21 protein-coding genes are annotated in these 21,994 nt (G+C 74.0%); 6 read left to right on the top strand and 15 right to left on the bottom strand.

Annotated elements, in window-relative coordinates; translation table 11 throughout:
- Positions 1-382: 382 nt before the first annotated feature.
- The 10 genes from ACYVG5_RS06805 to ACYVG5_RS06850 form a co-directional block, all read right to left on the bottom strand.
- Positions 383-1,753: a recombinase family protein gene (locus ACYVG5_RS06805; RefSeq protein WP_222046080.1), complete on the bottom strand. Its 1,371-nt coding sequence runs from the start codon at positions 1,751-1,753 to the stop codon at positions 383-385.
- Complete coding sequence (locus ACYVG5_RS06810; RefSeq protein WP_222046082.1) at positions 1,713-2,639, bottom strand: type II secretion system F family protein; 927 nt, start codon at positions 2,637-2,639, stop codon at positions 1,713-1,715. Before ACYVG5_RS06810 ends, ACYVG5_RS06805 begins: the two co-directional genes overlap by 41 nt.
- Positions 2,636-3,499 (bottom strand): type II secretion system F family protein, encoded by an 864-nt coding sequence (locus ACYVG5_RS06815; protein WP_460683048.1) that lies wholly within the window; start codon positions 3,497-3,499, stop codon positions 2,636-2,638. The genes ACYVG5_RS06810 and ACYVG5_RS06815 overlap by 4 nt, the downstream gene beginning before the upstream one ends.
- 73 nt (positions 3,500-3,572) lie before the next feature.
- Complete coding sequence (locus tag ACYVG5_RS06820) at positions 3,573-4,805, bottom strand: CpaF family protein (protein WP_222046084.1); 1,233 nt, start codon at positions 4,803-4,805, stop codon at positions 3,573-3,575.
- 285 nt (positions 4,806-5,090) lie between these two features.
- Complete coding sequence (locus ACYVG5_RS06825; RefSeq protein ID WP_222046086.1) at positions 5,091-6,158, bottom strand: glycoside hydrolase family 6 protein; 1,068 nt, start codon at positions 6,156-6,158, stop codon at positions 5,091-5,093.
- The gene (glxA, locus tag ACYVG5_RS06830; protein ID WP_222046088.1) at positions 6,155-8,095 is read right to left on the bottom strand and encodes a radical copper oxidase GlxA; all 1,941 of its coding nucleotides are present in this window, start codon (positions 8,093-8,095) and stop codon (positions 6,155-6,157) included. Before glxA ends, ACYVG5_RS06825 begins: the two co-directional genes overlap by 4 nt.
- Positions 8,092-9,933: a glycosyltransferase family 2 protein gene (locus ACYVG5_RS06835; protein ID WP_222046089.1), complete on the bottom strand. Its 1,842-nt coding sequence runs from the start codon at positions 9,931-9,933 to the stop codon at positions 8,092-8,094. Before ACYVG5_RS06835 ends, glxA begins: the two co-directional genes overlap by 4 nt.
- Before the next feature lie 971 nt (positions 9,934-10,904).
- Positions 10,905-12,311, bottom strand: a complete 1,407-nt coding sequence (locus tag ACYVG5_RS06840) for a C40 family peptidase (protein ID WP_222046091.1) — start codon at positions 12,309-12,311, stop codon at positions 10,905-10,907.
- A 186-nt stretch (positions 12,312-12,497) separates the two neighbouring features.
- Complete coding sequence (locus tag ACYVG5_RS06845; RefSeq protein ID WP_222046093.1) at positions 12,498-12,740, bottom strand: hypothetical protein; 243 nt, start codon at positions 12,738-12,740, stop codon at positions 12,498-12,500.
- 28 nt (positions 12,741-12,768) lie between these two features.
- Entirely contained in the window at positions 12,769-14,316 is a 1,548-nt protein-coding gene (locus tag ACYVG5_RS06850; protein ID WP_222046095.1) for an acetolactate synthase large subunit, read from the bottom strand.
- A gap of 98 nt (positions 14,317-14,414) precedes the next feature.
- On the opposite strand from ACYVG5_RS06850, the gene ACYVG5_RS06855 reads away from it, so the two are divergent.
- Positions 14,415-14,813 carry a hypothetical protein gene (locus ACYVG5_RS06855; RefSeq protein WP_222046097.1) on the top strand — a complete coding sequence of 133 codons (399 nt, stop codon included), beginning with the start codon at positions 14,415-14,417 and terminating at the stop codon, positions 14,811-14,813.
- A 1-nt stretch (position 14,814) separates the two neighbouring features.
- A complete protein-coding gene (locus tag ACYVG5_RS06860; RefSeq protein WP_460683049.1) occupies positions 14,815-15,528 on the top strand; it encodes a DNA alkylation repair protein in 714 nt (237 codons plus the stop codon).
- Between the two features lie 11 nt (positions 15,529-15,539).
- On the opposite strand, the gene ACYVG5_RS06865 is transcribed toward ACYVG5_RS06860, so the two are convergent.
- On the bottom strand, positions 15,540-16,466 hold the full coding sequence (locus ACYVG5_RS06865) for an NADP-dependent oxidoreductase (RefSeq protein WP_246629639.1): 927 nt from the start codon (positions 16,464-16,466) through the stop codon (positions 15,540-15,542).
- Between the two features lie 66 nt (positions 16,467-16,532).
- A complete protein-coding gene (locus ACYVG5_RS06870; protein WP_222046099.1) occupies positions 16,533-17,051 on the bottom strand; it encodes a hypothetical protein in 519 nt (172 codons plus the stop codon).
- A 155-nt stretch (positions 17,052-17,206) separates the two neighbouring features.
- Here ACYVG5_RS06870 and ACYVG5_RS06875 point away from each other — a divergent pair, with 155 nt between their 5' ends.
- A complete protein-coding gene (locus ACYVG5_RS06875) occupies positions 17,207-17,926 on the top strand; it encodes a hypothetical protein (protein WP_222046101.1) in 720 nt (239 codons plus the stop codon).
- A 30-nt stretch (positions 17,927-17,956) separates the two neighbouring features.
- A complete protein-coding gene (locus tag ACYVG5_RS06880) occupies positions 17,957-18,409 on the top strand; it encodes a DUF4190 domain-containing protein (RefSeq protein WP_222046103.1) in 453 nt (150 codons plus the stop codon).
- Between the two features lie 27 nt (positions 18,410-18,436).
- Here ACYVG5_RS06880 and ACYVG5_RS06885 read toward each other — a convergent pair whose 3' ends face one another.
- Genes ACYVG5_RS06885 through ACYVG5_RS06895 form a run of 3 tightly spaced genes read right to left on the bottom strand, consistent with a single transcriptional unit; the run spans position 18,437 to position 21,240 of the window.
- On the bottom strand, positions 18,437-19,387 hold the full coding sequence (locus ACYVG5_RS06885; RefSeq protein ID WP_222046105.1) for an HpcH/HpaI aldolase/citrate lyase family protein: 951 nt from the start codon (positions 19,385-19,387) through the stop codon (positions 18,437-18,439).
- 48 nt (positions 19,388-19,435) lie between these two features.
- The gene (locus ACYVG5_RS06890; protein WP_246629640.1) at positions 19,436-20,365 is read right to left on the bottom strand and encodes a DMT family transporter; all 930 of its coding nucleotides are present in this window, start codon (positions 20,363-20,365) and stop codon (positions 19,436-19,438) included.
- Positions 20,362-21,240, bottom strand: a complete 879-nt coding sequence (locus tag ACYVG5_RS06895) for a PhzF family phenazine biosynthesis protein (RefSeq protein WP_222046107.1) — start codon at positions 21,238-21,240, stop codon at positions 20,362-20,364. Before ACYVG5_RS06895 ends, ACYVG5_RS06890 begins: the two co-directional genes overlap by 4 nt.
- A gap of 101 nt (positions 21,241-21,341) precedes the next feature.
- Between ACYVG5_RS06895 and ACYVG5_RS06900 the strand changes: the two genes are divergently transcribed.
- Positions 21,342-21,584: a FitA-like ribbon-helix-helix domain-containing protein gene (locus tag ACYVG5_RS06900; protein WP_222046109.1), complete on the top strand. Its 243-nt coding sequence runs from the start codon at positions 21,342-21,344 to the stop codon at positions 21,582-21,584.
- Positions 21,581-21,994: a type II toxin-antitoxin system VapC family toxin gene (locus ACYVG5_RS06905; RefSeq protein ID WP_222046111.1), complete on the top strand. Its 414-nt coding sequence runs from the start codon at positions 21,581-21,583 to the stop codon at positions 21,992-21,994. Before ACYVG5_RS06900 ends, ACYVG5_RS06905 begins: the two co-directional genes overlap by 4 nt.

Below are 21,994 nucleotides of genomic sequence, written 5' to 3' on the forward strand. Positions count from 1 at the left end.
ATGTCGCCAAGTAGGAGTCCACCTGAGACGAAGCGCGTCAGGTGGTCGCAGTTCAGCTGGACACCCACTTGTTCTGGCAGCAGTGGATCGGCGATTTGATCCACCTCGAAGACCCGCGGCTTCCAACGCCGATCACCGTCCAGCGTGCGTCGCGCTCGCGCACTAGCAGCCGACTCGGCAGCGTTCCTGCTTGCCGATCTCCTGTACTGCGGCAACCACACGAGCAGTCCACGAGGGGTCTGGAAGCACGTAAGCAAGGGACAGTCCCGCTGCTGGCAGTAGTACTCGAGCACGGCGGCACGGCGGCGGTGCGATCGGGACAGGCTCGACCAGGCCATCCCCAGTGCTTGGATCTCTTGCTCCCGAGAGGTCAGCGGGTCGGTCATGCCGTCCTCCAGTCGACCTGCACCTGATCAGGCGAGAATCGATGCCCCTTGCCGGCGGGCAGGATCGTCACGGCCATGAGCAGGTCCACGACCTGCTTGCGGTCGCGCAGCGGCATCGTCTCCCACGCCGTCAGGACGTCCTCGGAGTCCGCGAGCGCGGTAATCGGCGACTCCCCCAATACCCGGCTGATGCGGTCCTCCAGGTCATTGATCCGGCTGGTCAGCTGCTGGGAGCGATCCCGGACGGCGGACGCGGACAGCAGCCCATCAGCGAGCAGGGCCGCCAGGTCATCGCGCCGGGTGCGCAGTTCGGCGCACTCGGCGCGTAAGGCAGGAACGTCCTCGTCCTCCACGAACAGCGCAGCCGCGTCGGGCTGCGACAGGCGAGCAACGATGACCGCCTCAACTACTTCGTCCACGAGATCTAGCCGGCGAGACAAGTAGCAGGCGGTACACCGGTACGCCTGCCACCGCTTGCCCTGCACGCCCATCGGCGAGGCGAACATGACGGCCTCGCACCGGCCGCAGCGGGCGAGGCCGGACAGCAGGAACTTCGGGTCGGTGCCCTGCTGCACGCGACGCTGCACGTCCCGCAGCCTCTCCCCCAGCCGCTCCTGAACGTCGGTCGGGAGGATGACCGGCCAAGTGCCGGCGGTGACGTCGGCGCCGTTGTAGGTGACGCGGCCTGCATAGCGAGGATTCAGCAGGGCCCGGCGCAGCGAGGTGACGTTCCACGCCTTGCCCGCGGTGGTGGTCAGCTCCTGCTCGTCGAGCATCCGGACACCTGCCGCGAGCGTGTCCCCCGCGAGCACCATCTCGGCGGCCCGCTCGAGCGCCTTCGCTTCCAGGTCGACGACAACGATCTCGCCGTCCTGCCGGTCGTAGCCGAACGGTCGACGGGTCCAGCCCATCCGGCCCGCGCTGGCGCGCTGTTCGTTCGCTCGTCGCTGGCGGACACCCTTGCGCTCGACTTCCCCGCGGGCGACGGAGGCGAGGATGCGGGCGAGCATCCGCCCGGTGTCGGTGCCAAGGTCGATGTCGCCGGTGACGGTGGCGAGACGTACCCCGGTCGCCTCGCAGATGGAGATGACTTCCTCGAGGTCAACCAGGCGCCGGGTGAGCCGGTCGACGTGCCAGACGACGATGGCGTCCACGGACCGGCCGCGCATGAGGCTTAGGAGCCTCTGGTACCCGGGTCGGGGCTTGCCGGTGCTGGCGGACATGTCGTTGTCGGTGATCGTCTCCACGACGACCCAGCCGCGCTGGTCGGCGATGCGCTGGCAGTCTGCGATCTGGCGGTCCACCGCCGCGCCCTCGCCGGTTCGGTCAAGGGACTGCCGGGCGTAGATCGCGGATCTGAGGGACACACCAGCAAAGGTAGCGGTTGACAACCGCGACCATCATGGCGATCTCCTTCCGGCCACCGGCCTCGAGCAGCCGCCGCTTGCCGGCCTCCCGGACGTCGGCCGCCTGGGCGCGCAGCACCTCGGCCAGCGGGGTGCCGCGCTCGATCGCGACGATCAACCCGTCGACGAACCGGGCCAGCGCGTCCAGCGACGTGCGGTCGGCGAGCTGCTGCAGCGCCTCCACCAGCGGCACCCCGGCCCGGGCGCGACCGAGCGCGGAGCCCAGCTCGCGGGCCAGCTCGCCGCCGGACAGCCGGGTGACCCGGGCGATCGCCGCGGTCGGGCTCTCCCCCGCCGTCACGGCCAGCGCGAGCAGGTCGGCGACGACGGGGAACTCCGCGAGCAGCAGCTCCTCGCGGCGCTGCACCTGCTGGGTCAGCCACCAGTCCCGGCCGAGCACGCCACCGACCAGACCGGCCACGCACAGCAGGACGGCGGACAGCACGTTGACCGACCCGGTGGCCGCCGCGCCGAGCACGGTCAGCACCGCCCCGCCCAGCAGACCCAGGGCACCCCACACCACCTGCTCGACCCGGAAGTCCTCCACCGTCGCGTCCGCGCTCAGCGCGTCCAGCCGGCGGCGGACGGCGATCCGGCCACCGAGGAGCTGGTCGATCCGGCGGGCGCCGTCGGCCAGCGCCGGGCCGAACACCCGCCGGGCCGCCGACAGCAGGCCCGGATCGGTCACCGTCCCGAGCAACCGGGACGGCGCCGGGGCGTCGGACACGTACGGGGCCAGCCGGTCGACCAGCCGCACCGCCCGGAACGGCGGGGCGTAGGAGACGGCGAGCAGCAGCCCGGAGGCCGCGACCAGCCCGAGCAGCATGCCCAGCACACCGGTACTCATTGGAGGACCCGCACGTCCTGCGGCAGCCGGCCGATCCGGAGCATCAGCTGGTACGCCGCCACGCAGACGACGCCGCCGCCGATCAGCAGCGCCGTCCCGACCGGGCTGTCGTAGGCGGCCAGCGTCTGCTGCTGGGTGGCCAGCAGGAGCAGCACGATCCAGGGTGCGGCGACGGCGAGCCGGGCGGCCTGGACCACCCAGCCCTGCCGGGTCTCCAGCTCGGCGCGGGCCCGGGTGTCCTCGCGCAGGAACACCGACAGCGTCCGCAGCACCCGGCCCAGGTCGCTGCCGCCGACCTCGCGGGCCACCCGCAGCGTCTCCACGATGCGGTCACCCACCGGATCGGCCAGGTCGTCCTTGAGCCGGTCGAGTGAGTCACTGAACCGACCGGTCGACCGGTGGTCGGCGGCGAACCGGGCGAAGGCTCCGCGCAGGACCTCGGGCCCACGTACGGCCAGCGCGGCCAGCGCCTCGGGCAGCGACAGCCCGGCGCGTACCGCCGAGGCCAGGTTGTCGACCACCTCCGGCCACACCTCGCGTAGGTCGGCGTGGCGCTTCGCGGCCAGCCGCCGGACCAGCAGGTGCGGTACCGCGGCGCCGAAGACCCCGAACACCAGGCTGATCGTCACCGTCCGGGTGGTCACGAGCACCAGCACCGTCACGACGACGCCGAGCGCGGCCTGGAGGGCCACCAGCTGGGCGCCGTTGATGCCGGTCAGCCCGGCGGCGGACAGCAGCTGCTGGCGCCGGCCGGGACGACGGTCGCCGCCCCGACGCTGCGGTGCCCGCGGCCCGCTCCGCCAGACCAGCAGCAGCCCCACGCCGAGCGCCAGCCCGATCAGCCCACCGGGAATGCTCACGTTGCCTCCTCGCTGGCGCTCGTCGGCCGCGTTCGCGGAGCTGCTGTGCTCATGCGTTCGCTCGCAAGCTCGCTCACGTGGCCGGCGCCCCGAGGAGGCCGGCCAGGTCCAGACCGAGGGCGGCGAACCGGTCGGGGTGCGGCGGGTACCCGTCGGCACGGACCAGCCGGCCGTCGCGGGTGGTGAACAGGTCGGCCGTCTCGACGACGCTGCCCTCGGTGCGGCCGGGCAGCGCGACGACCTCGCGCACCCGGCGGTGGCCGGACGGGTCGGTGCCGACGTGCACCACCAGGTCGACCGACGACGCCACGGTGGGGACGACGAAGGCGTGGCCGATGTTCTCCCCGGCCAGCAGCGGCAGGGTGCACATCTTCACCACGGCCTCGCGGGCGCTGTTGGCGTGCAGCGTGCACATCCCCGGCAGGCCGGAGTTCAGCGCGATGAGCAGGTCCAGGCACTCCTCCTGCCGGACCTCGCCCACGACCAGCCGCGAGGGCCGCATCCGCAGCGCCTCCTTGACCAGCCGGCGCAGCGGGATCTCCCCGGCGCCCTCCAGGTTGGGCTGCCGGGTCTGCATCGCGACCACGTCGGGCAGCGGCACGCGCAGCTCGAAGACCTCCTCGCAGGTGACCACCCGCTCGCGGGCCGGGATGGCCGCGCAGAGGCAGTTGAGCAGCGTGGTCTTGCCGGCCTGGGTGCCGCCGGAGACGAGGATGTTCAGCCCGGCGGCGACCGCCGCCTCGAGGAACCGGGCCACGTTCGCCGGCAGCGTGCCGAGGGCGACCAGCTCGTCGAGGCTGTGGGCCTGCAGGACGAACTTGCGAATGTTGACCGCCATGTGGCGGCGGGTGATGTCCGGGATGACCACGTGCAGCCGGGACCCGTCGGGCATCATCGCGTCGACGAACGGCGTGCTCATGTCGATCCGCCGGCCGGAGGTGCGCAGCATCCGCTCGACCAGGTCGGCCAGCTGCCCCACGCCGAGGATCGTCGTGGTCAGCTCGCTGCGCCCGCGGCGGGCGATGAACACCCGGCCGGGCTCGTTGACCCAGATCTCCTCGATCTCCGGGTCGTCCAGGTACCGCTGCAGCGGACCGAACCCGGCCACCCGGTCCAGCACGTCCCGAACGACCGTCTCCGGGTCGGCGATCGAGGGCAGCGCCGAGGACAGCGACCGCTCGGAGTAGTCGGCCACGACGTCGCGCACCAGCACCCGGACGGTTCCGGGGTCGGTGAACGGGTCGAGCCCGCGCCGGCGGATGAGCTCACGAACCTCGCCATCGACCACGTCGACCGCACTGGCCATCCCCGGCACGACACCCCCGCTGACCAGCCATCGGAACGAATGAGTCCGGTGACTGTAAGGGAATGACGGGCCCCGTGGCGGGGCCCTGTGGACGGACAGTGAGCGGAGCGGCCGACGTTCACCCGGTCGGGTGACACCGATCGGGCCGGCGGAACCCGGGCGGCGCCGACGGTCCCGCCCGCCCTCACGTCGAACGGGCGGGACCGGTGCCACGGGACGACGCGGCATCCCCGTCATCGGCAGGGCCGGGGCCGAACGCGACCAGCCGGTGGTCGAGCGGAGAGCTCAGCCGCCGACGAGCTCTTCGGCCGCCTCGGGCCACCACTGACCCGCGATCGGGCCGCCCCGGCAGGTGCCGTCGGAGTCACCGGGCTGCTTGATCCACAGCAGCGCGTCGACCCGCGGGAGGTCCGGCGAGGTGGTCGGCGGCGCCCCCAGCCGGCGTCCCTCCGGATTGCACCAGCGGTCCTCGCCCACGGCCGTGGCCGGCGGCGGGCCGGCGCCGTTCCGGCTGGTGTCGATGACGAAGTGCACGGGCGGCGTCCCGGGTGGTGCGGTCGCGGCCAGCTGCTGCGACAGGGCCAGGCCGTAGCTCGCGCTCGCCTCGGTGCTCTCGAAGTTCGACACGTTGAGCGCGAACCCGTCGGCCTGGTCGATGTTGCTGGCGCGCAGCGCGTCGGCGAGCGCCGGCAGCTCCTCGATCCAGCTGGCGTTGCCGGCGTCCAGGTAGATGCGGGCCCCCGGCTGCCGGGCCAGGATCTCCACCGCCTGGCCGAGCACCTGGTAGCGCTCCGCGGGGTCCAGACCCTCGCAGCCGACGATGGCCTGCGGGATCGCGTCCGGCTCCAGCACGACGATGGCCGGCCGGTCCTCGATCGCGGCGGCGAAGCTGCCGATCCAGCTCAGGTACTCGTCGGTGTCCGCCGCCCCTCCGGCGGAGTAGGAGCGGCAGTCCCGCAGCGGCACGTAGTACGCCACCAGGACCGGGATCTCACCGGCCTCGGCCGCAGCGACGGACACCTCGTGCACGGCCGGGTACGGGTTCCCCGGGTTCGCGAACCAGGTGGCGGCGGGTTGCCCGGCCAGCGGCTCGAGCTCCTCCGCCGCGGCGTCGTCGCCTGCGGCCCGGGCCTCCGCGAGCGCGACGGCGCCGTGCCCCTCAGGGTTGACCCACAGCTCACCGGACAGCCGGTCCTGCCCGTCGGCGGCGGACCCGGAGGTGACCGCGGGCGGCGTCGTCGACGGCGCCGCGTCGGGCGGTGCGGCATCGCCACCGCAGGCGACGGCGGTGCCGGCCGCGGCGGCCAGCACCGCGGCCCGCACGGACGACCGGAGGCCCGTGCCTCCGGTCACGCGACGTGGACCCAGCGGGCCGGGGACGGCACCCCGTCGTCATCGAGCACGACCAACATGTACCAGCCCGACGGCGTGAGGCCCTCCGCGGCGGGCAGGCTCAGCTCGTAGGTCGTCCTCCCGGAGGACGCCGCCGTCCGGGAAGTCACCTCGAGGGCGACGGACCGCTGCTCGGGATCGGTCTGGTGGGTCACGGCGCTGGGCCGCATCAGCCGGGCCTCGGCGATGTCCGCGCTGTCGGCGGTGACCGGGAAGGTCGTTCCGCGGGTGACCTCGGCCGGGGCGGAGGTCACCGTCGGGCGCTCACCGGCGAACAGGTACGGCGGTGAGTAGATCTCGATCCGGGTCTCGAACTTCCCCGGGATGGTGTTGTCCTCGTCGGCGAACAGCGGGTCCGAGCCCATCGTCATGACCCGGCCGTCGGGCAGCAGGATCGCGGTGGCGTGGTAGTTGCGGCCCACCTCGTTGGGCGCCGCCGGCAGCAGCTCCCCCGTCTCGGGGTCGAACCTCGTGGTCAGGTTCAGGTCGCTCTGGCTGTTGCCCCGGTAGCCCACCGACCCGCCGGTGAGCAGGGTTTGGTCGTCGGGCAGCGTGACGGCGTTGATGTACCGCGCGGGGCTGGGATAGTCGACCAGTGGCTCGAACCGCGGGGAGGGCAGGGTCAGGTCCACGACGTTGAACCGCGCCGTCGACTCCTCGCTGTCGCCCACCCCGCCGCCGCCGACGATCGCGACCTTCTGGTCCTGCGCCGGCGCGAGCAGGAAGGATGCGGCGGTCTCGTTGAACTCCGGGTCCTCGAGCCCGGGGACGTCCTGCCAGCTGTTGTCGGTCAGGTCCCAGATCCCGGGCTGGCGGCCCTCCTCGGCCGGCCCGTAGCCGGTGTTGGCGCCGCTGTAGAAGATGCGGTGGCCGTCGGCCAGCCGGTGCAGGCCGGGATAGGTCGGGAAGTAGCGGAACAGCTCCGGCCGCTCGGTCCACGTGCGGGTGGCCGGGTCGTAGACCTCGTTCTGGCCGTCGAGGATCTCGCCGTGCTCGTCCAGCCCCGAGACGGCCAGCACCTTGCCGTCCTCGAGCCCGACCAGCGTCGGGTACCAGCGGGACTCGGCCAGCCGGCCGGTCTCCCGGTAGGTCTCGGCGGCGACGTCGAACTCGTAGGACGCGTCGAGCCCGCGGTAGTTCTGCTTGTCCAGGGTGATGGTGTCGCCCTGGCCGTAGACGTCGTTGCGCAGGGCGGGGTCGATGTCCTCGACCTGGAACTGCAGGCCCTCCCGGATCTCGTACTCGTCGCCCTCGTCCTTGGCCTCGATCCACACGCTCACCTCACCGGTCATCCGGCTGCCGTCGGGCATGGTGTGCGCGGGCGGCACCAGGACGTCGGCGGTCGACACGTAGGTCTTGCCGCGGGCGGTGAACCGGGTGCCCTCGGGCAACGTGACGCTGCGGTCGTGCCGCTCGTTCTTGACGGTGAGGCTGCCGGCAGCGCGGTCGACGTCGTCGGCGAGCACCTCGTACTTGCGGGTGCCGCCGGCGATGAGCAGGTTGCCGTTGGGCAGGTAGGCGTGCCCGGAGCAGAAGAGGTCCTCCGGCGTCGGCACCTCCGTGGCCTCCCCGGTGGTCGGGTCCCAGACGATGGTCCGGAAGGTGCCGGCCTCGAAGTCCTTCGCGTTGTTGCCCGACCCGGCGATGAGCAGCACCTTGCCGGTGTGCAGCAGCGCCGCGTGGATGGCCTGGACCTCGTACTCCTCGGGCAGCGAGACGGTCTCCCAGGAGCCGTACTGCGCCTGGTAGTCGGGCTGGTCCCGCTGCCAGTCGGTGTAGGCACGCTCGGCCACGGACGTGACCACCGGGCCGTTGGCCGCCACCAGGGCGGCCACCGCCACCCCGATCAGGCCGGCGTTGCGCAGGCGGCGCAGCGGGCGCGGCTTGCGTCGGTTCATCGGGTGCTCTCCTGGGGTACCGGCGCGTCCTCGGGCTCGAGGACGGCGAGTTCGATGTCGCGGACGATCGCGGTGCGGGAGCCGGGCGTCCCGTCGTCACCCGCGGCGGGCAGGGCCGGCGGCGGAGGTGCCAGGACCGGCGGGGCCGGAGCCGCCACGGGCCGGTGCAGGCGCGCCCGCAGCAGGCCGGCGAGCCAGATGCCGGCCGGGACCAGGCACACGGTGAGGCTCAGCACCGCCCAGCTGCGGATGGCCAGGTGGGTGTTGCCCAGCGGCACCGACAGCGCGAGGGCGGCGAGCAGCAACGCCGCCCACCACAGGTTCTTGGTGAACGAGTCGAGCCGGTCACCGGAGACCGCGCCCTTGTTCGTGACGGCGAAGCTGATGTTGCGGTTGCGGATGGCCGCCCATAGCGCGCTGACGTACATGGGCGTCGAGACGACCGACATGAACATCCCGCTGACGCCGGAGGAGCCCTCCTCCTCGTGCGGACTGACGTTGTGCCGCCGGTTCCAGAAGTAGATACCGACCTGCATCACTGCGGCGTTGACGTAGAGCATCAGCCACAGCTGGGCGGCGACCAGCACGCCGGCCACGCCGGTCAGCAGGTAGGCGGCCAGGTTGGTGGCGCCGAGAACCCAGCTGACCGCCGTCGCCGGGTAGTAGGACATCAGCAGCGCGTAGTGGGCCCGGCGCCAGAACGACAGCCGGCGGAAGACCCGCCAGAACAGCCGCAGGATGACCTCGTCGGTCCCGCGGGCCCAGCGGCCCTGCTGGATGAAGTAGTCGCGCCAGGTCGTCGGCCCCTCGCCCACGGCGAGGACGTCGGGGGTGTAGACGGACTTCCACGTCGCGCCGCTGTCCGGATTCGTGCTGGAGTGCCAGACGATGCTGGTGGCGGCGTCCTCGGTGATGGAGTCCTGGAGGCCCCCGATCGCCCGCAGCGCCGAGAGCCGGACGGCGTTGTTGGTGCCGACGAACATCGCGGTGGAGAACCGGTTCGCGGCGCGCTGCAGGACGCTGTGGAACAGGTACTGCTGCGACTCCGCCGCCCGGGAGATGAAGTTGTCGTAGTTGCCGTACACCTGCGGCCCGACGACGAAGGCGACGTCCGGGTCGTGGAAGTACCCCATCAGCCGCTCGGCGAAGTTCGGCAGCGGCACGTGGTCGGAGTCGACCGACACCCAGAAGTCGTAGTCGTCGCCGTGCCGGTCCAGCCAGGCGTTGTAGTTGCCGTGCTTGGTCTTGGCCTTGTTCCGGCCGGTGGGCTGGTTCCACCGCGGCACGCCGTGGCGGCTGAAGTGCCGGACCCCGAGTTCGGCGCACATGGCCCGGACGTCCGGGTCGTCGCCCTCGTCGAGCAGCCACACGTCCAGCCGGCCGTCGTACCGGACCTGGACAGCGCCCTCCAGCGTGCGGCGCACCATCTCCAGCGGCTCCTTGCCGGGCACGATGGTGGTCAGGAAGGCGACCCGCTGACCGGTCAGCGGGGTCATCGGGATCGGGTCGCGGGCGTTGAGCGTGGCCACCGCCAGGGTGAAGACGTTGAGCAGCCGCAGCAGCTCGATCGTCCCGACGCTCGCGATGAGGACCAGCGCGAGCACGGAGCGCCAGTCACCGACGAACTCGGGGTAGTGCTCCGGCTGCAGCAGCCACAGCAGGAAGAGCGTTTCGAAGGCCAGCGCCGCGAGCACCAGCAGCCATGCCCGGGCACGGGGGACGCCGCTGGTCACCGGCCGGAAGCGGACCCGGCGGTCTTCCGGCGGGTCCTGCAACTGCCCGGCGAGCTCGCTGAAGTCGTCGTAGGGGTAACTGCGTTCGGCGGCCCGGTCAGCCACGCCGGGACGTGACCGGGAGGCTGCCTCCTGTTCCGTGCCGGGCCGGCTGACGAGCAGCCGGCAGGACCAGGGCGGACAGGAGCGCGTCGGCGGTCATACGCACGAGGAGGCCAGCTCGGTCCTGCGTGGGATGCGGCGGAGACGCACAGGGCGGGGCATGACACTCCTGTTCCAGGCTCTCTGGACCTGACAGGACGGCGGTCTCGCCACTCGCTCCCCGAACGGCCTGGCGACCGTGTTCTCCCCCCGCACCTCTGTTGGCGCGGCGGGGGCCGTTCGGATCTTCACGTCGTCTCGGGCACCCGCATCTCGGGTGCTGCCACCGAAACTAACCAGTACTGGTGACTCAGAGCAACTGGAAACTTTGTCTCACCCGAAGGAAGGAACTCCGCGTGAGCCTCTTGCTGCCGCTACGTCACATGATGTACGGCCGCGCTGGACGCCCATGCCGCCCTCTTCCTGCGCATGTCACAGCAGCACCGCCGTTCGGTCACGCTGCGTTCGACGCGAACGCTGAGCAGTGAGGTTGCTGACAGTCACGCGCGCTCGGCCCTCCTGCTCGGCTGGATCCGGGATCGACGCGACGGTCGGAGCGACCGCCGGCGCGGGTCCGTCGAACCATTCTTCCGGCGCCGGGAGACAGCAGGTGCGGAATGGCGACCACCGTGCGCCTGTTCCCGCTCCGCACGGCGGTGCGGAGTCGACCGCCGTCCTCCATCGACGTCCAGAAACGGCGCCCTCGAGGCGACCCGGGGCGAGCCCGCGCCGGGATCCGCGCTGGCAGGGACACCACGCAGCCGCCGAACTGCTCCACCGGTGCGCATCCCGGGTGCCGCCCCGGAGAGCCGCGCCGCCCACTCCCGATTCCGGCCGGCGCGGCCGGTGACCGGTGCCCGGGAATGGCAGTTCCGGCGAACTTCCGTGCCGCCGGGAACGCTGCCGGCCGGCTCCGTCGCCGGACCGGGGAATGGTCAGCCGGTGGGCCGAACCGCCCCGATGTAACCCGTCCAGTACATCGACCGGACGCTCACCCGGGCGCCGCTGTGCGGCGCCTCCACGATCCGGCCGCCACCGAGGTAGAGGGCGACGTGGTGGATGGTCGAGGGATCGGTGCGGTCGGTGGCCCAGAAGACGAGGTCGCCGGGGCGCAGGTCGGCGCGGGCCACCTTGGGCAGCGACGCGTACTGGGCCCGGCTGTTCCGCGCGACACCGACGTCGGCCTGCGCGTAGGCGTAGCGGGTCAGCCCGGAGCAGTCGAAGCCGACCACGCCGGCGTCGACACCGAAGCCCGGACCCGGGCCGGTCAGCGTGCCCCCACCCCAGGCGTACGGGGTGCCGACCGCCTGCAGGGCGGCCTGGATCGCGGCGGCGGCCACGGGCGACGAGCCCGCGCCGGCGAGCTCCCCCAGCGGCACGTCGAGCTCGCCCTCGGCCAGCGCACCCGCGATGCCGGCCAGCCGGCGCTCGTACGCCGGCGCCGCGTCGGAGTCGCCCAGCAGCGTGACGAGGTCCTGGTGGGCCTGTGCCAACTCGGCCAGCAGCGCGGTCCGTTCCTGCTCGACCGCCTCGGCCTGCCGGCGGGCGTCGGATTCCACCGCCTCGGCCGCCGCGAGGGTCTCGGCCGCGCCCTGCTGGAGCACGGCGGCCCGGCCGAGCGCCGCATCCGCCTCCGTCGCGGCACTGTCGGCCACGTGCCGGGCCATCGTGAATCGGACGAGCGCGTCGGCCTTCTGCCCACCGGCGTGGCCCAACAACGTCAACCGCTCGAGCAACTGCTCCGGGTTCCGGGAGCTGAGCAGCGCCTGCAGCCCGGGAGAAGTGCTGCCCTGGATGTAGCCGGCCCGCGCGAAGGCGGCGAGCTCGGTGCGCGCGGCGTCGAGCACGGCGCCCGCCTCCCTGGCCACGACGCCGGCCGCCTCCGCGGCGGCCTGCGCGGCCACGAACGCGGCCTGCTCGGCCTGGTAGCCGTCCAGCGCTATCGCGGAAGCCGCGCGGGCCGCGTCCAGCTCGGCCGAGGCGGTCGCCAGCCGGTCGGCCAGCCCGGCCAGCCGCTGGACGACGGCATCGGCGGCCTGCTCGGCGGCCCGGATCTCCTCCTCGCCCGGCCCCTCCGGTTCGGCGGGGGCGGTCGAGGTGGGGGCGGTCGAGGTGGGGGCAGCGGACCCGGGGGCGCCGGGCTCGGTGGGTGCCGCGGACTCGACCGCGCCGGGCGCGGTGGGTGCTGCCGGGTCGGCCGCAGCGATACCCGCGCCGGCGACCAGGCAGGCGGCTGCCGCAGCGCCGACGACGGCCAGCCGCGCCGCACTGCGGTCGATCCGTGGCCCCCGGGCCGGCGAACGGCGGAGGGCGACCGCTGTCGCCCGTCGTCTGCGCCCCACCTGTACCCCCCGCCGGCGGACCCGTCGTCCGCGATCCACGCTGCCAGCCGGCGGCCTCCCGACGGAAGGGGTGTCACCCGTCCGAGGCCGACCGGCGACGGGGACCCGGCTCAGCACGCCACTCGGTGCCCACCTCAGCACGGTCGGTGGAGCACGGCGGGGCCAGCAGGGCGGCGCCCCGCACTGTCAGTCGTGCACCCCGCCGCCGGGCGAGAGCTCCTCGAGCTCGTCGACCCGCAGGACCCGGTGCAGGGGGTACATCTCGATCAGGCTGTCGTCCGCCGTCCCGGTGGTGACGGTGAGCCAGCCGGCCGGCCCGAACCGCACGACCCGGTGCGGCAGCTCCACCTGCCCCGAGGGATGGGCGTCGTCGACGAGGGTCACCGAGGCCTGGTACAGGTGCCGGTCGTTGACCGTGGTGATGTCCATGGCGGGACGCTAGTGCCGCCGCCGGCCCTCAGCCCGCGGAGCGCAGCACGGCGTCGATCAGGTGCGGCCCGGGCTCGGCGAGCGCGGCCCGGAACTGCCCGGCCAGCTCCTCCGCCGTCGTGGCGCGGGTGGCGGGCACGCCCATCCCGGTGGCCAGCGCGACGAAGTCCAGCGACGGCCCGCCCAGGTCCAGCAACCGGCCGGCCCGCTCACCGCCGCTGCGCGCGCCGACGTTCTCCAGCTCGTGCTCGAGGATCGCGTAGGAGCCGTTGTCGCAGATGACGGTGGTGACGTCGAGCTGCTCGCGGGCCTGGGTCCACAGCGCCTGGAGGGTGTACATGGCGCTGCCGTCGGCCTGCAGGCTGACCACCGGACGATCGGGGCAGGCCACCGCCGCGCCGGTCGCGACCGGCATTCCCTGGCCGATGGCCCCGCCGGTCAGGGTGAGCCACTCGTGCCGCGGGGCGCCGGCGGTCGCCGCGGGCAGGTGCATGCCGGAGGTCAGCGCCTCGTCGACCACGATCGCCCGCTCGGGCAGCAGCGCGCCCACCACTGCGGCCAGCGAGCGCGGGGTCAGCGCGCCGCTGGGCAGCTCGGGGCGGGTTGCCCCGGCCACCACCGGGACTGCGTCGGGTGCGACCTGCTCGGCCAGCGACCGCAGCGCGGCCACGCCGTCCTCCTCGGGCAGGGACAGCACGTGCACCGTGCAGTCCGGCGGCGTCAGCCGGCCCGGCAGGTCGGGGTAACCGAAGAACGCCACCGGCTCCGGCGTCCCGACCAGGATCAGGTGCTGCACGCCCTCGAGCTCGGCCATCGCCTGCGGCGGCGCGTAGGGCAGCTTGAGGACGTCGGGCACCCCGGCGCCGCGGGCCATCCGGGCCGGGGACCTGGTGGCCAGCAGCCGGGCCCCGGTGCCCGCGGCCACCTGCGCGGCGGCGAGCAGCCCGTCGGCGCTCACCGCATCGCTCCCGAGGAACAGCACCGTCTTCTCGCCGAGCACCGCGGCCACCTGCTCGACCAGCGCGGCGGCGACGGTCGGCGCCGGCCGGCGCGGCCGCACCGGAGCCACCGCCGCGCCCTCGCTCCACGACACGTCGGCCGGGAGCACCAGCGTCGCCACCGATCCGGGCGCCCGGGTCGCGGCGGCCACCGCGTCCGCGACGTCCTCGCCCACCGATGCGGTGGTCAGCGACCGGCGGACCCAGCCGGACACCGCGCCGGCGATCGCATCGATGTCGGACTCCAGCGGCGCGTCCAGCCGCTTGTGCCCCAGCGCGTGATCACCCACCACGTTGACCAGCGGGGTGCGGGCGCGGTGGGCGTTGTGCAGGTTCGCCACGCCGTTGCCCAGGCCCGGCCCCAGGTGCAGCAGCGTGGCCGCCGGGCGGCCGGTCATCCGGGCGTAGCCGTCGGCGGCGCCGGTGGCGACGCCCTCGAACAGGGTCAGGACGGCGCGCATCTCGGGCACGTCGTCCAGGGCAGCCACGAAGTGCATCTCCGAGGTTCCCGGATTCGCGAAGCAGACGTCCACCCCGCCGCCGACGAGAGTGCGGATCACTGCCTGTGCGCCGTTCACGGGGCCTCCGATTGCGGCCGCGCACGGGGAAGCGGCCTGGTTCGCAGCCTGTCACGGGTGGTCGCGGGCGGCGATCCGACTGCGGCAGGATCAGGGGCATGGCCAGCACCGAGGATGGCACCACCCTCCGCCGGGGCGCCCGGCCACATCCGGCGTGGAGCGCGCTGGTCGGGCTGACGTCACTCGGGGTGCTGCTGCAGGGGCTGTGGGCGGGGCTGTTCCTGCGCCGCGACGCCGACGGCAGCACCTGGTACGCGCTGCACCAGCACGGCGCCGAGGCGACCATCGTGCTCGCCCTGCTGGCCACCGTCGCCGCCGCGGTGTGGCTGCGGCACCGCCGGGACCTGCTGGTCGGCACCGCCCTGCTGCTGGTGCTCCTGGTCGTCGAGTACTTCCTCGGCCGGGCCGGGGGCACCGGCGTCGCGGTGCACGTGCCGCTGGCGATGCTCCTCATGGGGCTGGCGGTGTGGCTGCCGATGGCGGCCCGCCGGGGCTGACGTGCCCCTGCACGGAGGGCCGCCGGACCTGGCCGTCGCCGTTCGGACGGCGCTGCGCGACGCCGCGGACCCGGCCCGCGCGGCCGGCATGCAGGCGTACCTGAAGTCGGCGCAGCCCTGTCTCGGGGTGCGGGTGCCGGCGGTCCGCCGGATGACGCTGGCGCTCGCCCGGGAGCAGCCGCCCTCCTCGGCAGCCGAGGTGCGCGATGTGGCCACCACCCTGTGGCGCGGCGCGGCCCACCGCGAGGAGCGGTACGCCGCGGTCGCGCTGACCGGCCTGCCCGTCGCCCGCGGCTCGCTGGTCCTGCTGTCGCTGTACCAAGAGGTCATCGTCACCGGCGCGTGGTGGGACCACGTGGACGGCGTCGCGCCCCGCGTCCGGGACCTCCTCCTCGCCTCCCCGGCGACGATGACCATGCTGCTGCGCGGCTGGGCCCGCTCTCCGGACCGGTGGCTGCGCCGCAGCGCGGTCATCGCGCAGCTCGGGGCCAAGGCCCGCACCGACACCGCGCTGCTGACCGAGGTGATCGAGGTCAACGCCGCCGATCCGGAGTTCTTCGTCCGCAAGGCCATCGGGTGGGCGCTGCGCGACTACGCACGCACCGACCCTGGCTGGGTCCGCCGTTTCCTCACCGAGCACGAGCTGAGCCCCTTGTCCCGCCGGGAAGCGGCCAAGCACCTCAGCGGCGTCCCCGCAGCAGGCCGGCCGGGCTGATCAGAAGGTGATCACCAGGCGGCCGCGGACGCCGCCGCCCTCCAGGCGGCGGTGCCCGCGGCCGCCTCCTCGGCCGGGAACGTCGCGGCGACCCGCAGGGTCACGATGCCCTTCACGACGGCCTGCCGGAGCCCGTCGAGCTTGCCGGGCGCCTGGGCGTACTCGCGCACCATCACCGGGATGACCCGCAGGTCCCGCTCGCCGTTCCCGCGGTAGCCGCGCACGGTCGCGACCGCGCCGCCGTCCCTGACCGCCGGCAGCACGGCGGCATCCTGCACCGAGCCGTCGGCCAGCCCGTCGACGCCGTCGGGGAACTCGGCGCGGATCCGGTCGGCGACGTCGTCCCCGCGCCGGACGACGACGTCGGCCCCCAGGTCGCGCACCAGCTGCTCGTCGGCCTCCGACGAGTCCGCGACCACGGTCAGCCCCTCGGCCCTGGCCAGCTGGACGACGTAGCCGCCGAAGGCGCCGGCGGCACCGGTCACGGCGAGCACCTGGCCGGGTTGCAGGTCCATGGCGTCCAGCGCGAGCCGGGCGGTGAGCCCGTTCATCGGCAGCGTCGCCGCCGCGACGTCGCCCACCCCCGCCGGCACCCGCGCCACGGAGCCGACCGGGAGCACCAGGTTCTCCCGGTACCCGCCGTGCGCGCCGGAGGGGACGACGATGCCCATCACGTGCTCGCCGGCGGTCAGGTCGGTCTCCACCCCCGGGCCCACCTCGGCCAGCACCCCGGCGACGTCCATGCCCGGGACGTAGGGGAAGTGCACGGTCTCCTCGCGCTGGGCGTACGTGCCGTTGCGCGCGTAGGTGTCCGTGGGGTTGACCGTCGCCGCAGCCACCCGGAGCCGCACCTGGCCCTCGCCCAGCGGCTCGTCCGGGACGTCCACGACGTGCAGGGCCTCGGGCCCGCCGAACTCGGTCACTCCGACTGCTCTCATGCTCCCTGGCTACCGCACGCCGCCGCCGGCGACACCGCGGCTTCCACCAGGCAGCAGCCCGGTGGGCTACCGCCCCGGCGGCCGGGGCGACCAGGGCTGGAAGAGCCGGCCCAGCGTCCGGTCCGGCGAGCGGTAGACCACCGTCGGGCCGCGGCGGACGGTCACCGTGACGGCGTCCTCGTGCCCCGCCCGCTGCAGCTCCACCGCGCGCACGTCCGAGACGGCGACCCTCCGACTCCCGTCGACCGCGGCCGCCTGGGCGGCCGACGTGGCGAACTCCGGCGTCCGGTTCCCTACCCGGGTGACGGCGACCCGCAGCCCGGCAGCGGCGACCACCGCCACGCTGGCGCCGAGCAGCAGGAACGAGACCCACAGCGAGTCCGGCAGCAGCACCGCGGCGACGGCCGCGCCGCCGAAGAGGACGACGAGCGCGCCCATCCAGGCGAGCAGCTCGCGCAGCCGCCGGCGGGTCTCCTCGACGGTGCGGACCGGCGCCGGCGCGTCGCACCAGCCGTCGTCGTAGACGTCGAGCAGCCGCCACTCACCGGCGTCGTCGCGGACCGCGACCCGTCCCTGCCGGCTCACCGCGGGGTCCCGTGCACCGGGCGGGTCATCAACGCAGCCTCTCCGGGGGACGACGGTTCCTCGGTCCCGGCCAGTATGGCGGCTCCGGCACCCGCCCCCGCGAAGCCCCGGTTGCCGGCGGCCGCTGCCCAGCCGGGACGGCTACCGTCGCGCCGGTGAAGCTCCTCCGGCCGCCGGCCCTCCTGGTCTCGGCCGTCCTGCTGGCCGGGTGCTCGGCCGGGGACGCCGGCCGCCCCCCGACCTCGACGGAGGCCGGCGCGCCACCGTCCAGCAGCGCCGCCGCGACCTCGGTGGAGCCGGGCCCGGCCGCCGACGAAGCGGCCGCCGCGGCCGCGGCCGACCCGGCCACGGCGCGGACGGCCCAAGAGGCCGCGCTGGCCAGCGCCCTGCGCGCCGCCGACCTGCCGGCGGGCTGGTCGGTGCAGGCGAACCCGGTGCCCGACGGTGACCTCGCCGACGCCCCGAGCCTGGCCGGGATCTGCTCGGGCAGCGTGCCCAGCGAGGCACGGCGGACGGCGAAGTTCCCGGTCACCGGCCTGGATGCCGCCGGCACCGCGGTGCTGGCCAGCGAGGCGATCTCCTACGAGACCGCGGCCGACGCCGAGCGAGCGCTGTCCGAGCTCGGGGCCGCCTTCGCGACCTGCCCGCCGGAGGACTACACGTTCCTGCCGGGCCCACCCACGGCGGGTCTCCTGCCGGACTCGCTGGCAATCCGGTACGAACTGTCCAACGGCGTCGGTCAGGTCGTTCTCGCGCAGGTGCGTGGCGCAGTGCTGTCCATCGTCATCGGCGAGGAGCCGGACACCACCCTGGCAGCCGCGCAGCGCATCGCCGACCGGATGGCCCGGCTGCCGGCCGCGGTCATCGGCGCCTGAGCCGTTGCCCGACACGAGGAGGACGACCCGGTGAGCCAGCCCGAGGACGACTTCTACCGCGGCGACCCGCCGGCGGGCTCGACGGCGGCGGGGCAGGGACAGCCGGCGCCATCGGCACCGGGGCCGCCCGGCTACGGCCCACCACCCGGCTACGGCCCGCCACCCGGCTACGGCCCACCGCCCGGCTACGGCCCACCGCCCGGCTACGGCCCACCGCCCGGTTACGGCGGCGCACCACAGTGGCGGCGGCCGACCAACACCCTGGCGATCCTGGCGCTGGTCATGGCCTTCGTGTTCGCCCCCGCCGGTCTGGTGCTCGGTGTCGTCGCCCGCCGGCAGATCCGCGAGACCGGCGAGGAGGGCGACGGCCTGGCGCTGGCCGGGATCATCATCGGCGGCATCGCCACCGCGCTCTTCGCCGCGGTGATCGTCCTCTGGGTGGTCGCCTTCGCCACCCTCGCGTCCGGCAGCTTCGCCCCCTGACGACGGACCCCCGTGCCGGGTGCCTGACTACGCGGGTGGGGTGAAGGTGGAGGTGCGCGGGAGCCCGGCGGCCCGGCCCTTGCCGGCGATGACCAGGGCCATCTTGCGGCTGGCCTCGTCGATCATCTCGTCGCCGAGCATCGCCGAGCCCTTCTGCCCGCCGGCCTCCGACGTCGCCCAGTCGTAGGCATCGAGGATGAGCTCCGCGTGGTCGTAGTCCTCCTGGGAGGGGGCGTAGATCGCGTTGGCCGCGTCGATCTGGTCCGGGTGGAGCACCCACTTGCCGTCGAACCCGAGCATCGCCGAGCGCCGGGCGGCCTCCTCGAAGGCCGGCACGTCCCGCACCTGCAGGAACGGGCCGTCGATGGCCTGCACGCCGCTGGCGCGGGCGGCCATCAGGATCTGCATGAGGATGTAGTGGTACGGGTCGCCCGGGTAGTCGGGGTGCAGCGCGCCCACGGTCAGCGACTTCATGTTGATGCTGGCCATGAAGTCGGCCGGGCCGTAGATGATCGTCTCGATCCGCGGGCTGGCGACGGCGATCGAGTTGACGTTGACCAGGCCCTGCGCCGTCTCGATCTGCACCTCGATGCCGATCCGGCCGACCTCCAGGCCGTTGGCCTTCTCGACCTGGGTGAGTAGCAGGTCCAGCGCCTGCACCTGCGCGGCGTCGGCGACCTTGGGCAGCATGAGGCAGTCGAGCTCCGCGCCGGCGCCGCCCACCACCTCGACGACGTCGGTGAACGTCCACTCCGTGGTCCAGTCGTTGACCCGGACCGCACGGATCGTGTCGCCCCAGCCGCCTTCGTTCAGCGCCGCCACGATGTTCCTGCGGGCCCCGGGCTTGGCCAGCGGGGCGCAGGCGTCCTCCAGGTCGAGGAACACCTGGTCGGCGGGCAGCCCCTTGGCCTTCTCCAGGAAGCGGGGGTTGCTGCCGGGGACCGCCAGGTTGGAACGACGGGATCGCAGCTGGGCCACGGTGCCTCCGCTGGGTGGTGGGTCGGCTGTGAGGAGAGGGTAGCGACGTCAGGTGATGGGTTCGGTCACCGTCGGCGAGCTGCTGCCCCGGATCACCAGGGCCACCCCGAGGACGACGGCGATCATCCCGGGCAGCGCCAGCAGCGGCGGCACCTGCTGCAGCAGCACCAGCGCCACCAGGAGCGCGCCGGGGACCTCGAGCAGGATCGCCAGCCCGACCACGGTGGGGCCGACGGTGGAGAGCACCAGGTTGAGCAGGGTGTGCCCGAGCAGCTGCGCGCAGCCGGTGATCGCCGCGATCAGCCACCAGTCGCGGGCGCTGAACCCGGTGAGCGGCACGCCCACCACCGCGGCGGCCACCGCGATCGCCACCGCGCAGGTGGCGTAGCAGACCACCGCGTAGGCCGAGGTGGTCAGCCGCTCGCGGGCCCGGGCGCCGGCCAGCATGTAGCCGGCGGCGCAGATGGCGCCCAGCAGGGCGAGTCCGTCGCCGGCCAGCGCCCGCCACGACACGGTGACGTCGACGCCGGCGATCATCGCCGCGCCGAGCACGGCCAGGACCAGCCCGCCCCAGACCGTGCCGGGCAACCGGACGCCGGCGAACCGGGCCGCCAGCGCGGTCCAGATGGGGGTGGTGGTGACCAGCGCGGTCGAGGCGGCGACCGTCGTCATCGACAGGCTGGGCAGCCAGGCGGCGAAGTGCGCGGCGAGGAACAGTCCGGCGACCACCGAGCTGGCCAGGTGCCGGGGCCGCAGCCCGGTCAGCGTGGCCCGCTCGCGCAGCAGGACGACGGGCAGCAGCAGCACCGCGCCGGCGGCGTTGCGCCAGAACGCCAGCGCCAGCACCGACGTCGCGACCAGCGCGGTCAGCGGCCCGGAGAACGACACCCCGGCGATGGCCACCGCCATGATCCCGACGTCCCGGCCGCCGGGCCGGGTCACTGCCCACGCGGGCGCCGCAGGTGCGGCCGTGCTCATCCCGGGACCGCGATCGTCCCCACGGCGACCGGGAGCACCCGGCCGCTGACCGTCGCGGCGGTGGCCACCCCGGCGGCCACGGTCACCGAGCAGGCGAGCACCGAGGGGCGGCCCATCGCCTCGCCCTGGTGGACCGTGTACTCCGTCGTCCCGTCGGCGGCGACCAGGCCGGTGGCGGCCAGCCACACCCCGGTGCCCAGCGCGGCCGAGCCGGTGGCCGGGTCCTCGCCCCAGCGCAGGTCGGCGGCGAAGACGCGGGCCCGCACGGTGCGGGAGGCGGCGTCCCAGGACAGCACCGACACGCCCTCCCCCACGCCCAGCCGGTTCAGGGCGGCGCGGTCCGGCCGGGCCCGGTCCACCGCGTCGGGGTGGACGGCGAGGTGGGCGAACGGCAGCCCGCAGCCGGCGACGAGCACCGGCACCCCGGCCAGGTCCGCGACGGCCAGCCCGAAGGCGGTGGCCAGATCGGCGGGGTCGGGACCGGGCTCGACCGTGGCCGGACCGCCGCCGAGGGTGGCGCCGCCGTCGTCCACGGTCAGGTCGACGACGCCGACGCCGCACTCCTGCCGGAGCCGGCCGGCGGGCAGCCGACCGGCGCGGACCAGGGTGTGCGCCGCTCCGACGCTGGGGTGCCCGGCGAAGGGCAGCTCGGCGAACGGCGTGAAGATCCGGACCCGGTAGTCAGCGGTCGGATCGGTCGGGGCGCAGAGGAACGACGTCTCCGAGAGGTGGAACTCGAAGGCGAGCGCCTGGCACTGCCCGGTGGTCAGGAAGTCGGCGTCGAAGACGACGGCGAGGGGATTGCCGGCGAACGGTCGCGGCGCGAACACGTCCACGACCTCGTAGGAGAGCCGGTCGGCTGCGGAGGACGCCACGGCGGCGACGGTAGCCGCAGCGCGCACCGCCACGGGAACCGGACGGGACAGCGATCCTGCCGGTAGCGCTGTTTCAGCGCTTGCAGCGCTACACTGAATGCGTGGCCACTGTCCAGATCCGCGGAGTTCCCGACGATGTCCACCGGATCCTCCGCCGGCGGGCCGCTGGAGCCGGGTTGAGCCTGCAGGAGTTCCTGCTCGCTGAGGTCGTCGACGGTGCCCGTTCGCCGGCGCCGGCAGAACTGGTGGCCGAGATCGATCAGCAGCTCGCCCGGGGTGCCGGCCACGGTTTCAGCTCGGTGGCCTCCGCGGAGTTCGTCCGCGCCGACCGCGACCAGCGGTGAGAGTTCTCGACGCGTCGGTGGTCACGGACGCCGTGGCCGTCTCCGGGATCGACGGCGAGCAGGCCCGCCGCCTGCTCGCCGCTGAGTCCTGGCTGCACGCCCCGGCGATGCTGACCGTCGAGGTGACGTCTGCCCTGCGCGCGATGGCGATCCGCGGTTTCCTCGACCAGGCGGACGCGCTGGAAGCTGCGAGTCGGGTCGCCCGGGTCCGCACCCGCCGCTACCCCTTTGAGCCGTTCCTCCCGCGGGCGTGGGAAATGAGAGACAACGTGACGCCCTACGACGCCTGGTACGTGGCGCTCGCCGAGGCGCTGGGCACCACGCTGGTCACCAGCGACGCCCGGCTGCGCCGCGCCGACGGCCCCCGCTGCCCGATCCTCAGCCCGGCGGAGGCACTGGCGGCGGGCTGA

The sequence above is a fragment of the Modestobacter lapidis genome, assembly GCF_054780755.1.